We start from the raw sequence: 12446 nt of genomic DNA, 5'->3' as shown, positions 1-12446 counted from the left end.
GCTCTCATTGTTTTCATCTTTAATTAGTCGTTACGAGCGATTTGGTATCCATCTGGGCTTAGAGCGGATTCAGTATCTGCTTGATCAAATTGGCCAACCTCACCTGCAGGTGCCGATCATTCATGTGGCAGGTACGAATGGCAAGGGGTCTGTTTGTGCCTATCTGTCGTCCGTCTTAACAGCGGCTGGGTATCGAGTCGGCCGCTATACCTCTCCCCATTTGGTGGACTGGACTGAACGAATTTGTATTAATAATCAGCCCATTGAGACTTCAGCTCTGACGCAGCTTCTAGTGGATTTAGAGGCGGAGCTGGCCTCGATTGCCTTGCCGTCCCCTCTCACCCAATTTGAGGTGATTACTGCCCTGGCTTGGCAGTATTTTGCTCAGCAGCAGGTGGATCTGGCGGTGATTGAAGTGGGCCTGGGGGGACGGTTAGATGCGACGAATGTTTGTGAGCAGCCCTTAGTCAGCGTGATTACCTCATTAAGTCGCGAACATTGGCAGCGCTTGGGACCGACTCTGGCCGATATCGCTGGGGAAAAGGCAGGGGTTTTGAAGCCTCAGCGGCCTGCTGTAGTGGGTCTCCTACCCCCCGAAGCTGCAGCAGTAGTCCAAGCCAAAATTCAAAAACTCAATTGTCCGGCGATCTGGCCTCAACCGGCTCGGCGAGTTGAAGCTCCCCATGCCACTCCTGATACGTTGCCTTGGGCAGAATCGGCGGGTGTGAGATTCCCTCTCAGCTTGCCGGGGGAGATTCAATTGACGAATACGGCGGTTGCGATCGCAACCCTCAAACAACTTCAACTCCAAGGCTGGCAAATTTCAGATGAAGCCATTATCACCGGGATGGCGAATACCCGTTGGCCGGGACGGCTGCAGTGGGTTAACTGGCAACAACATCCATTACTGATTGATGGTGCCCATAATGTTGCAGCAGCCCGAGGCTTACGACAGTATGTGGACAGCCAGCAACCGTCTCAGGTCCATTGGCTCATGGGTATGTTATCCACTAAGGATCACCAAGATATTCTGGAGATTCTTCTACAGCCAGGGGATACCCTATCTCTCGTTCCAGTTCCCGGCCACAGTAGCGCTGAACCCCAAGCCTTAGCAGAACTAGCGAAGACGGTTTGTCCTGGGCTGGCGCGTTGTCAGTGCTTTACCAGCCTAGAAAAAGCATTGAAGGATGCCTTTCGACCTGAGTCTCAGACATCCTCTATGCATGTGTTATGTGGTTCGTTATATCTCGTAGGTCACTATCTTCAGACCTATGCCCCCACGGTTTGATTCCAAGCTTTCTCGGCATCGGTGATGGCTTGATCCACCGACTTCTTATCGAGCATGGCCTGCTGCAGATTCTCATAGAGGATTTTCTGCAGTTTTTTGATGTCCTTCATGGCCGGAATCAATATCTCAGCATCTTCCATTTGTTGGGCGCTGACGACCCGAGCTTGGGAGATATCATCGCCGTCTTTGACTTCGCTGAAATAGGGATTTGCTAGAGACTCTGTGGTAGAAGGCAGAACATCAGCTTCTTTAGCAAAGGTGAGCTGATTCTCAGGGTTGGTGACAAACAGGGCGAATTTAAGGGCTGCTTCTGCTTTATCCGTATCTTTAGGGATGATCAGGTTCATGACCGCCACATTTTTTTTGCCCGTGGGGCCTGTAATTTGAGGGGCCGCAACAGAGTTTTTGGCAATGTCAGGGGCATTGGTTTTAACACTATTCAAAAATTGAGGGCTGGAAGATAGCAAGGCCACTTCCCCTGATTGATATAAATCAACGGCTCGCTTGTGTCCTTCGGTCAGTACTGCGGGGGGGATTAATTTTTGCTTGTAGAGATCCACCCAATATTGGAAGGCGGCTTTCCCCTCCGGGGAGTTAAAGGCGGCCTTACCTGCGGGATCCACTAGCTTGACCCCCATTTGGACAAAGGATTCCATTAACTCTCCAGAATCCGTGGGCACTGTGGTTACAAAGAAGGCATATTTCCCCGTTTTATCTTTGATTTTCTTAGCTGCAGCTGCCAATTCTGCATAGGTCTTAGGAGGCTCTGAGATGCCAGCTTCATCAAAAATTCCTTTGTTGTAAATGGCGATCCGGGCCGTTAAGTACCAGGGGATGCCAAAGGTTTTGCCGTTCAAGGAACTGGCATCCCAAATATTAGAGAGATAGCGATCGCGATCGGCTTGGCCGATGGCTTCATCTAAGTCCAACCAACTCCCTTTACTGGCTAGCTGAGAGGCAAAGTCAGGATTGAGATTGACGACATCAGGAGCCGTTTTCGCAGCGACAGCCGCAAGAATTTTACTCTGCATGGCCGACCAGGGCACATCCGTCCACTTCACCTTGATCTCTGGATTCTCTTTTTCAAACTGGTCAATAACCTGCTCAAAATAGGTGTCGAATTTGGGCGAGAGCTGCATCGTCCAAAAATCCAGGGTATTGCCATTACTTTGGGAGGCTGGTGTGCAGCTAATTAACCAACTCAGGAATATCCCGAGTAAGGTTAAGAGGCCAAAGCGTTGCCAAGTTTTTCGTTGAATCATGGGTTATGCGATCGCTTGTCAGAAAATATTGAGTAACAGTTTACGCTGATCCGAATCCTTTTCTCGTGACTTTGTTCCGATACCTCATTCGCTGCTGCATAGATTAACGGTCGATCTAGGATAAAAATGAGCCCCAATTGTCGATGGGTAGAACTTGGCTAAGTCTAGTGAAGTACAGCATTAAGGGCACCGTCCTGCGCTATGCTGGCTAGTACTGGGTCAATCATAAATTCATATTTCTGAATTTATATTTTGTTGGTTATCCGAACCTTGTTAGCCATAAGGGGGGGCGATCCTTGGTTTCACGCCAAAACGAGCCTCAGTTCGCTTTTTTCTGCTGTTAACTTTCCCTACTAGTGTCAGGCCGTTGTCCCTAATCTAAGCAAGATTCAGCAAGCTGTTGGTGTGAGTAATTTAGACTCTTTGTTGCAGACTCTGTTAACGGACTTACCAGATCTGCATCCACAGATGTATTTTAAGTCGTCTCTCAATGCTCTCTGTCGGGCCATTGAAGATGTTGTGCTGGCGGGAAATGAAGCCCCCCTCGTCATTGCTAGTTTTCAACAGGAGCGCTTTTATCGCCAAGAAACCCGTCGATATCAGCGTATTGCTCAAAAGACAGACCATGTCTATGTTCTGGCAGCCCCTGAACCGGAATCCAGTTTTGCGATCGCATCCGATCAATACGAAACCATTCCCCTCGATCTTGAGGATAGTCTGGCCAACGAAAAACATTTGATTATCGTGGGTCAAGACTACACGGCCTGCTTGGCCTGCCAAGAACAGAAGAAAGTACTCACGTCCGTCGAACAGTCTCAACGGTACGAAGGCATTTGGACCTTTGAACGAGACGTGTGCCTGCATGCCGCCAGCCTTCTGTTGGATCGGATTGCCCAATATCGTCCTGAGCTGGCGTCTAAAGTCAAAAAGGCCAAGAAGCAATACTGTTTAACTTCGACTTCTTCCATTCCCCCCTTGCCTGTCTTGCAATCTCGGGTGTTTGGCCAGCGATTGGTGACTTATTTACAGGCGAGTCAATACAAATTACTCAAAGCCTATCGAGCCCTATCGGCTAAAGAACGAAAAGAGCGGTTTGCCAATGCCATGACGGCTGCGATCCGCCAATCCCTTGACCCGAAAGAAGTGTTGGCGGTTGCCGTCAATGAGTTAGGTAAAGTATTCGAGCATTGTCGGTGTATTCTCTACTGTTGCGATCGCACCGATGAAGCCGTTGAAATTGAATATGAATTTGTGGCCCCAGGCTTGCCCTCCTTACAAGGAACCCCCTGGCCCATTAGCACCAACCCTCTCTTATCTGTTGCTCTAGCCCAAGAACGGGCCATTGCCATTGCCGATGTCTTTGAAGTTCAACACCTGCGCCAAGATAAAAAATTTGCAGCCAAGTTAGAACAATGGCAAATTCATTCCTGGTTGATTGCCCCGATTCGACATCAGGGAGAATTGTTGGGGGTCTTAGAGTTGCACCATGGTGGACCCCTGATTTATCAGTGGCATGAAAATGATATTGCCCTAGTCGAAGCCATTGCTGCCCAAGCCGGGGTTGCCCTCACCCAAGCTCAAGCCTATTCAGATTCTGAATCCCTTAACCGCAACTTGGCTGCTCTCGAACAAACCCGGAGTAATTTGATTGCCATTGTTGGCCATGAACTGCGGACTCCCCTGTCTACTATCCAGGTTTGTTTAGAAAGTTTGGATAGTGAACCGGATATTTCGCCAGTCTTTCGCCAAGCTCTCCTGAGCACGGCCCTAGAAGACTTAGGTCGTTTGCGGGATTTGATTCAAGATATTCTAATTCTCTCTCGGTTAGAGGGGGGACAAATCTATAACCAAATTGAGTCCATTGAATTTCAAGAAACCCTAGAGCTGGCCTTGAGTTCCATGCGATCGAGCAATAACAGTAAAGATTTACCCACCATCAGTGTGGAGGTTGATCCGCATCTACCCACCATTCAGGTCGATGCGGAAGGCCTAGAAGAAGTGCTTAATCGGATTCTGGATAATGCTTGTAAGTTCACAGGGGTGGATGGAGAAGTGACCATTCAAGCTCATATTGCCCCAGACGATGACTGTTTGGAAGTCATTGTCGCCGATACTGGGAGAGGCATTGAGCCGAGCCGATTGGAATCTATCTTTGATTCTTTCTATCAAGAAGAAGACTTTCTGCGGCGTAGTAAAGGCGGTACGGGCTTGGGATTAGCCATTTGCCGACAAGTGATTCAAGGGATGAATGGCAGAATCTGGGCGGAATCTGCCGGACGCGATCAAGGCAGCGCATTTCATTTCACGCTGCCCTTAGAGGCGCCTAGTGACTCCCAAGATCTAATGCCGGTTACCCAAACCAGTCACCCTTAGAGGGGCCGAGAATAACCCAAAGCATCCTTGACCTTCGTTAAGGTCTTGTTGGCAATCTCACTGGCTTGGTCTTTGCCCTGTTGGAGAACCCCCTCCAAATCTTGTTTATTCGTCATTAACGCTGTATAGCGGTCTTGGATGGGGCGCAGGCCCTCAATCATTACCTCAGTCAGCAGGGGCTTGAACTGTCCCCAGCCCATCTCTGCACATTCCTCTGCGACTGCCGTTTTAGCTTGCCCTGACATTAACTGATATAAGGTCAGCAGATTTTGGCATTCTGGGCGGTCTGGATCATCAAAACTCAGTCCTCGGACGGGATCAGTTTTGCAGCGCTTAATTTTATTGCGAATTTGATCGGGAGTGTCTAGTAAGGTAATTCGACTTTGTTCCGAGGGATCTGACTTTGACATTTTATTAGTGCCGTCTGTCAGGCTCATGATCCGGGCCCCCTCTGGCCGAATAAGAGGCTCTGGCACCTTGAGAATAGGATTCTCTTCGGTTCCATACTGAAAGTTTAGACGGGCTGCAATATCTCTGGTGAGCTCTAGATGCTGCTTTTGGTCTTCTCCCACGGGCACTAGATCCGCTTGATACAGCAGGATGTCGGCAGCTTGTAAAACGGGATAGTCGAGTAAGCCAATGCTGACGTTCTCTCCTTGCTTAAGGGCCTTCTCTTTGAACTGGATCATGCGCTCGAGCCAATTAAGCGGTGTAATGCAGTTAAATAGCCAGGCCAGTTCTGCATGGGCAGAGATATGGGACTGAACAAAGATTGTAGTGTGTTCAGGATCTAAGCCGCAGGCCAAATACAGGGCAGCAAGGGAATAGGTATTATCGGCTAGTTGTTGAGGATCATGGGGAACAGTGATGGCATGGAGATCCGCAATAAAAAAATAGTTTTCATAGTTACTCTGTCCTTCGACCCAATTCCGAATGGCTCCCAAGTAATTACCTAAGTGAAGGGTGCCAGTGGGTTGGACACCTGAAAGAACACGTTGCTTACCCATGCTTTAAATGTTTGAATCGTTGATCACAATGCAATCTGCACAGTGATCTAGTGTGACATAGCTTCTGTCTGCTCGCTCTTGAGGTTTTTATAGAACTCAATATTGATATTGATGCATCCGTATAAGCACGGATATTGTTCTAAAGAGATCAGTGGGGCGGTCAAAGTTTGATTATCTTGCGCTCAGAGGATTTTAGCGATTCCTTCAAAAAAATCCGAAATAGTACGGAAAATTTTCCCCAAAAATATTCCTCAAGTTCAGTAGTTCTGCGGTTTAGCCTATCGGGTGTTTCCAGCTATGTTAGGTTCATTGGGCTGTCATACCCCCCGCATAAGCCCAGTTCAAGTCCCCGAAATGGCAACTTGCACCGAAAGGGTAAGGCGCAAATTAGCAGGCCTAAAATCCAAGCATTACGGGGTATGGATGCTGCTAGTGTCGAAGGGACTTTCCTTAATCTCAGTGGATGCCCTCTGCAATATCTTTTGCAGAGGGCATTGCTGCTTTAAAGCGTTTTAATCGATTCGCTTAAGTTCAGAGAATTTTGAATCATTAGGATTAAAACGGCATAGCCATGAAAGAATGTTCTAAATTCTTGACTAGGCTTCATTTATCGGAACTACGCAAATGATCTCTGGATTGAGAGGGCACCAGAAGAGATTGTTCGCAAACCTTAAACGTTTAAGGCGAAGGAATTTCCATTGCTGTGGATGTGTTGCTCTCACAGGTATTACGGTTCCCCTCTGGGAAAAATTTGGATTCTGTTTCAAGAGATTAAGGTTTGCTGAATTTTTCCAATCCAAAGGAGTGAGGGCTCTAAAATTTGTCCAGGGAATAATTTTCAATCCTAACCTCAACTGACTCTAGTTGCTTTTTCGGAGTTGTTTGGCATAATGTAGCGAGTACCTGAAAATTTGCATAAGTATTGGCTTACACCGCCTATTTCGCAGATTTATGGTAGCTTCGTCTTCGAATATCAAGCGGGGAAAACTATCTAAGGATCGAATCTCAACTATGAAATTGTTAAAGACATGTGGCTCATTGACTGCCTTATCGTTGGTCGTTTTGTATAACGCTATCAATACTCCCTTCAGCCATGCTGCTCAGCTTGGTCTTGGGGATTCGATTGAGGCTGACTCAAAGCTCAATACAGAGACCGCTCAAAGCGATGTTTGTGAAGAAGAGCCCATTATTTCCCCTGAAGCTTTACAAGAATCCTCGGGGCCATTGAGCCAATCTTCGGGACCCAACTTGCTGGCTAATGCGACCACCTCGGATGTGTCAACCGGATTGCTGTCCTCTCAGACCCTCATTGCAGAGAATGGGTTGATTGATTGTGGAATTGGCGGTGTCGCCCCTGAAGGGGGTCTTCCCGCTGCCGCAGGTTTCCCTTTGGCAGCTGCATTGATTCCAGCAGGCGCAGCAGCAGCAGCGATTCCTTTTGTGGTTGGAGGCGATGATGATCCCGCTGACCCTGCACCTCCAGTAATTGACCCTCCTGATCCAGCTCCTCCTAGCGTTCCTGAGCCTGCTGAAGCGGCTACCGCTGGTTTATTTGCCTGCTTGGGAGTTGTTGGTGTGTTGGCTAAACGGAAGATGAACCGTTCTCGCTAATATTCTCAGACTGCAGACTCGCATAGCCTGGGTGATTATATTCGACCATTCAGGTTGTGGATCAAAATTCGATCCTTAATAAATGCCTTGAAGAAAAAGTCTTCAAGGCATTTCTGTTGATTAATGTTTTTCCCTTATGAGTTTGAGAAACTGATGGTGGTTTGTGGATTCAAAATGTTGGGATTGTCATCCAACTGAAATTGGGATGTTGCACTCAGATCGCCCGTCAACGAAGTCTCTCCGGCAACCTCGAAACCTGCATCATGAATGAGCTGGTAGACTTGGTCGACACTATGGCCTCTTGTGGCTAGATATCCTTCCACAAAAAGAGAGTTGGCGGGGTAAAGTGCCAGAGCTTGCAAGCTCCTTAAGTGCCCTTCTCTGCCACCTCCAATGCGAATCTCAGCTTTGGGGTTCACGAATCGAAATAGACACAGAATCCGTAAGCAGCGTTGAGGCGTGAGCTGGTTACAGTCATAAATGGGATTCCCAGAAATCGGTATCAGGAAGTTAATGGGAATCGAGGGGACCTGGTACTCATGCAGTTGATAGGCTATGTCAACGATATCCTGGTCCGTTTCGCCCATACCTGCAATCATGCCGCTACACAAATCTAGTCCAGCTGACCGAGCTGCTTTTAAGGTGTTAATCCGATCTTGGAACGTATGGGTGGTGACAATATCAGGCGTGTGTGACTCGCTGGTATTGAGATTGTGATTGAGACGGTCTAGTCCTGCTTCCTTGAGGACAGCAGCCTGTTCGTGGTCCATTAAACCGGCAGAAAGACAGGTTTGGATCCCCACTTCATTTTTGATGCGGCGAATAATATGGGCTAAATGCTCGGTCCGTTCGGCAGTTGGCCCTCGACCGCTCGACACCATGCAGTAGCGATATACCCCCTTCGCTTTGGCTTCATAGGCCTCTTGGATAATGTCCTCTTCGCTTTTGAGAGGATATTTTTTGATCGGGGCATCGGAAATTTTAGACTGGGCGCAATAGCCACAATCTTCTGGGCAGAGGCCGTTTTGAATGTCATTGATGCGGTGTAGCATTACTTGCCGACCAAAATAGGTCATGCGCACCTCTCCGGCTGCCGCAACCAAGGACAGCAGGTCGATATTGGGGTCCGATAATAGGGTTAAGGCTGAAGCTTGGGGGAAAGTCTCTTCTGACAAGGCGATTCTGACCCACTTACTGAAATCGCTGCCCATACTTGACCTCTGATTTCCCTAACGGTGTAACTTAGTCAGAATATCCTATTGCGTATCCGGTCTGAACCAAACGTTGCGCAACATTAAGCCCCGTAAATACGACGACCATCCCCAGGGAGTAAGGTCAGCATAGAGGGATGAATTTTTTGGCCGATTGTCACTTCAATATCGCCATCCCAATTTTCAATGGAGAGAATTTTGTCATTTGGTCCCTGATAGTCAAAATATTGACACCGTTCAGCATTGCGATTGAGAGTAGTCCCTTTGCGGGTCATTTGAGCCATACCAGATCCCTTATGGCGGTAGGTCTCATTGGCGAAGGTCAGTTCTGGGGGTGGATTGGTGCCAACTTCCAAGGCTGTGGTGACCTCTAAAAGCGCTACTTCCACGACATCATCTTCTTCAACAGAGAGCCATTGACGACGATTGCCGTCTTGCAATAGATACTCTAACCAGGAGTAGCCTTGATCGTCATAGACGAGTTTGCCTTCAACGATCCAGTCTGTTCCCATATGTTGAACAATATCACCCACTTCTAGAGTAAAAACAGTGCGTTCGAGGGATGGTAACGCTTGGGGTTGGGAGGCGAAGGGGAGGGATTTACCAGACTGTTGTCTCATATAGATGACAACACCCAATACGCCCATGATGATGATAAATAGCCAAAGGTAAGCCATAGTCTGCCTCTAGAGTGTTTCAATAATAGGCCGACCAGCGTGGATCGGCTTGGTACTGAACTATAACTGGATCGGTGAGCCGATTGATCTTGGCGTTACCGATAGAAATATCTTTGGGAAGTTGAAAGAGTTCAGGGAGGAGGGCTGGGGTCAGGAACCGAGTGGGAACCGTTAGGCTTTGGGATGAAAACTGGACTGGCTTCGGCGACGCCAAGACAAACCCCCAGGGACCAAAGCTCGGCACATTGACGGTGTAGGGATAAACCTGTAAATCAGTAGCTGTTAGGGTTGTGGCGATACAGTCCATAACCTTTGGGGCGAAAAAAGGACTGGATGCCTGGGTGACGAAGATGCCGTTGGGGGCAAGGCGAGCGAACAGTTGTCGATAGAATCCTTGGGAGTAGAGCTTGGCGAGGGCAGGGCGATCGGGATCTGGGAAATCGGCAATGATGACGTCAAAGGTATCCGGCAGCTGAGGGGCGAGCTTAAAGGCATCTCCATACACCACGGCTACCCGAGGATCGTCTAGGGCATGGGCGTTGCGATCGACGAGCACAGGATACTGACGGGCGAGTTTCACGACGGCAGGATCCAGCTCAACAAGCACCACTTTTTCAACTTCCGGCCATTTAAGGATTTCCCTTACGGCCATGCCGTCTCCAGCTCCGAGCACCAGCACTTGGCGTCGCTGGGGATGGGTGCTCAGGGCTGGATGGACCAGGGCTTCGTGATAGCGGTATTCATCGACGGTGGATAGCTGGAGGTCGCCATCGAGATAGAGCCGGGTGTCGTTGCCAGAGCGGGTGAGGACGATGCGCTGGTAGGTGGACTGAATACGACTAACAATGGGGGCTCGGTACAGGGTATTTTCTAAGCGATCGCTAAACGGTATCACGAACGGAGCAAACACACATAAGCCAACGCCAATGCAGAGGCCCCAATAACTCCAGGATCGCATGCCTCGAAATAAGCGTCCTAACCGAAAGACCATAAAGGCAGGTAAAGACCCGATCAGCACGGCGGTGGGAAATAATCCCAACAGGGGCAGAAGTAGGACCGGAAACGCCAAGGAACCGATTAAAGCGCCAACATAATCTAAGGCCAAGACTCCAGCAAGGGCGAACTTGACGTCCCGATCTTGTTCGATAATGCGAGTCAAAATGGGGACTTCTAGGCCCGATAGAATACCCAAAATAAGGGTTACAAGAAAGAGCCCTAGCCAAATCGGTCCATCGGCGACAAAAACGACAAACAGTCCAATGGGTAAGCCAGCTGTTAATGGGGCAACCCACAACTCAATTTGTAAGAAAACTTTGATTAACTGGCTTTGTTGATTGTCTACGGCAATAAATTGACTGATATAGGCTCCCAATCCCATGGCAGCTAGAAAGCCTCCTACGGCTACACCGTAAGCTAATGCAGTATTGCCGACTAAATAACTGGCTAGGGTTCCTAAGAGTAATTCTGCGGCGAGGCCCACACTGGAAGAGATGGCAGCGGCTGCCAGTAACCAGCGTTGCTGACTAGAGCTGAGGGGAATAGATTCAGGCCTCTGGACTCCCCCAGAGGTTGATTCTGACTCGGCCATACCGCAACTTATTTACCTACACCCAGACTGCCACCGCGGAATCCGCTGTAGGAAGACCGGGCCGGAGAGACGATCCAAACACCACCGCGATAGCGCCCAGAGGTTCGGGTGCCGCGACGGGTCCAATAATGGGGCTGGTTCTCTTGCCGAAGCTGAAAGGCGGAGCGTTGGGTGTATGCAGCCAAGATAGAAGCGACTACAATAGCGACTGTTGCGACTGAAAAAAGTTTTGTCAGCATAGTTTAAAAGGTTTCTACTGCCATCCTAAATGAGAAAAAATCGAGTTGCATCTTTGGGAAGGGAGCTGGATTTAGGCTGCGCCAATATGAGCGACTTTGACGGCCCCTAAAGTCACAGCACCTTGCTTGATAATCAGCCGAGTTGAATCGACAGGAGCATCGGGGGTGACTTCAACATAAAACCCGTAGGAACTGGGTTTTTCCAGCACCATAAAAAAGGTGGCTTGACCGTGGGTACTGTCGATATCGCCGTCTTCATCTCGCTTGAATTTGAGGGGCATCACTTCCGAGGCATTAAACAGCTCGTCACCATTGCCGTCCCTGACCATTAGTCGGCAGTTGAGAGAAGGAGGAGAGGTTTCGTCGGCCACAGTTTTGACGATGACTTTGATGAGTTTGTTTGGCCCCCCGGCATTGACTCGGTCCCCTAAGTCACTATCCCCAATGCTTTTATCGCTTAAGGTGGCTCCAGCCGACTTGGAAAATAGACAGGTTAAACCTGCCATCAGTAAGCCACCCCAAAAACCAGGCCATAAATAGCGGGTGTCGATAATGCCTTGATTGACTTTAATGCGGAAGGAAACGGACTCGGTGAGGGTCTGGTTACGAGAGGTGCCATACTCCAGCACCTCGACCACAACAGTTAGGGGTTCCGCTTTGGCACTACTGACATCTAAACCTGCGTCTAAATCATCTTCTTGCCAGGTGCCTGTTTGCCCTTCTTCTCGCCAAATCCCTGACTCATTCCAGGCATTTTTGAGGCCGGCTGCCAAGATTTTGTCTTGTTGGTCTCGAATTTGCACCTCATAGGCGAGGTAGCGATTGGTGGGGATTCGGGCCGTGACATCTACTCTGACCGCTCCAATGGCTTGAGGTTTAACTTTAAACGGCTGTAATCGTGCAGGTTGACCTTCCCGAGCCTGCAGGGTTTTGGAGGCTAACGGTTTGACGAAAAAAATGGAACTCAATCCTGCCAAAATGATCATGCCAACGGCGCCGAGGGCCAAGTAGACCCAAATATTCATAAACCGGCGTGTTGTTTTATATTCAACTTGACTGGGCATGGGTATGGATGACGGGTAACAGTAAGAGGCTCGGTTTGCTTCAGGACGGTGGACTTGCAGGCCAGTATAGCTTGGCTAGAAGACTAACAATTTGACGAAGACCTTAAGAGTCGGCATTCATCGGTT

Annotated in this window: 10 protein-coding genes and 1 riboswitch; of the genes, 3 read left to right on the top strand and 7 right to left on the bottom strand. The window is 49.0% G+C overall.

Features of this window, described 5'->3' with window-relative positions; all coding sequences use genetic code 11:
* Positions 1-7: 7 nt before the first annotated feature.
* A complete protein-coding gene (locus AM1_RS07750) occupies positions 8-1288 on the top strand; it encodes a bifunctional folylpolyglutamate synthase/dihydrofolate synthase (RefSeq protein ID WP_012162275.1) in 1281 nt (426 codons plus the stop codon).
* Here the strand turns inward: AM1_RS07750 and AM1_RS07745 are convergent.
* Positions 1270-2550 carry an ABC transporter substrate-binding protein gene (locus AM1_RS07745; protein WP_012162274.1) on the bottom strand — a complete coding sequence of 427 codons (1281 nt, stop codon included), beginning with the start codon at positions 2548-2550 and terminating at the stop codon, positions 1270-1272. The genes AM1_RS07750 and AM1_RS07745 overlap by 19 nt on opposite strands.
* Positions 2551-2955: 405 nt before the next feature.
* Between AM1_RS07745 and AM1_RS07740 the strand changes: the two genes are divergently transcribed.
* Positions 2956-4923, top strand: coding sequence for a DICT sensory domain-containing protein (locus AM1_RS07740; RefSeq protein ID WP_012162273.1), 1968 nt, complete (start codon positions 2956-2958; stop codon positions 4921-4923).
* Here AM1_RS07740 and trpS read toward each other — a convergent pair.
* Positions 4920-5930: a tryptophan--tRNA ligase gene (gene trpS / locus AM1_RS07735; protein WP_010477865.1), complete on the bottom strand. Its 1011-nt coding sequence runs from the start codon at positions 5928-5930 to the stop codon at positions 4920-4922. The genes AM1_RS07740 and trpS overlap by 4 nt on opposite strands.
* Before the next feature lie 346 nt (positions 5931-6276).
* Positions 6277-6370, top strand: a riboswitch (cyclic di-GMP riboswitch).
* Between the two features lie 571 nt (positions 6371-6941).
* Between trpS and AM1_RS07730 the strand changes: the two genes are divergently transcribed.
* A complete protein-coding gene (locus AM1_RS07730; RefSeq protein WP_041659346.1) occupies positions 6942-7541 on the top strand; it encodes a hypothetical protein in 600 nt (199 codons plus the stop codon).
* Between the two features lie 134 nt (positions 7542-7675).
* Here AM1_RS07730 and bioB read toward each other — a convergent pair whose 3' ends face one another.
* The 5 genes from bioB to AM1_RS07705 all read right to left on the bottom strand — a co-directional run bounded on the left by bioB (position 7676) and on the right by AM1_RS07705 (position 12320).
* On the bottom strand, positions 7676-8752 hold the full coding sequence (bioB, locus tag AM1_RS07725; RefSeq protein WP_049783703.1) for a biotin synthase BioB: 1077 nt from the start codon (positions 8750-8752) through the stop codon (positions 7676-7678).
* Positions 8753-8835: 83 nt separating this feature from the next.
* Positions 8836-9429: a DUF4178 domain-containing protein gene (locus AM1_RS07720; protein ID WP_012162270.1), complete on the bottom strand. Its 594-nt coding sequence runs from the start codon at positions 9427-9429 to the stop codon at positions 8836-8838.
* A gap of 19 nt (positions 9430-9448) precedes the next feature.
* Positions 9449-11017, bottom strand: a complete 1569-nt coding sequence (locus tag AM1_RS07715) for a polyamine aminopropyltransferase (protein ID WP_012162269.1) — start codon at positions 11015-11017, stop codon at positions 9449-9451.
* A gap of 8 nt (positions 11018-11025) precedes the next feature.
* Positions 11026-11256 carry a hypothetical protein gene (locus AM1_RS07710; protein ID WP_012162268.1) on the bottom strand — a complete coding sequence of 77 codons (231 nt, stop codon included), beginning with the start codon at positions 11254-11256 and terminating at the stop codon, positions 11026-11028.
* 71 nt (positions 11257-11327) lie between these two features.
* Positions 11328-12320 carry a hypothetical protein gene (locus AM1_RS07705; RefSeq protein WP_012162267.1) on the bottom strand — a complete coding sequence of 331 codons (993 nt, stop codon included), beginning with the start codon at positions 12318-12320 and terminating at the stop codon, positions 11328-11330.
* Between the last annotated feature and the right edge of the window lie 126 nt (positions 12321-12446).

Source organism: Acaryochloris marina MBIC11017 (genome assembly GCF_000018105.1).
Classification (GTDB): Bacteria; Cyanobacteriota; Cyanobacteriia; order Thermosynechococcales; family Thermosynechococcaceae; genus Acaryochloris; species Acaryochloris marina.
Note: the sequence above shows the minus strand (reverse complement) of the source record. Positions and strands in the feature narration are given on the sequence as shown.

Excerpts from the sequence above, each read along its gene's own strand:
- AM1_RS07745 (WP_012162274.1), bottom strand. The coding sequence starts at position 2,550 with ATGATTCAACGAAAAACTTGGCAACGCTTTGGCCTCTTAACCTTACTC.
- trpS (WP_010477865.1), bottom strand. The coding sequence starts at position 5,930 with ATGGGTAAGCAACGTGTTCTTTCAGGTGTCCAACCCACTGGCACCCTT.
- AM1_RS07730 (WP_041659346.1), top strand. The coding sequence starts at position 6,942 with ATGAAATTGTTAAAGACATGTGGCTCATTGACTGCCTTATCGTTGGTC.
- bioB (WP_049783703.1), bottom strand. The coding sequence starts at position 8,752 with ATGGGCAGCGATTTCAGTAAGTGGGTCAGAATCGCCTTGTCAGAAGAG.
- AM1_RS07720 (WP_012162270.1), bottom strand. The coding sequence starts at position 9,429 with ATGGCTTACCTTTGGCTATTTATCATCATCATGGGCGTATTGGGTGTT.
- AM1_RS07715 (WP_012162269.1), bottom strand. The coding sequence starts at position 11,017 with ATGGCCGAGTCAGAATCAACCTCTGGGGGAGTCCAGAGGCCTGAATCT.
- AM1_RS07710 (WP_012162268.1), bottom strand. The coding sequence starts at position 11,256 with ATGCTGACAAAACTTTTTTCAGTCGCAACAGTCGCTATTGTAGTCGCT.
- AM1_RS07705 (WP_012162267.1), bottom strand. The coding sequence starts at position 12,320 with ATGCCCAGTCAAGTTGAATATAAAACAACACGCCGGTTTATGAATATT.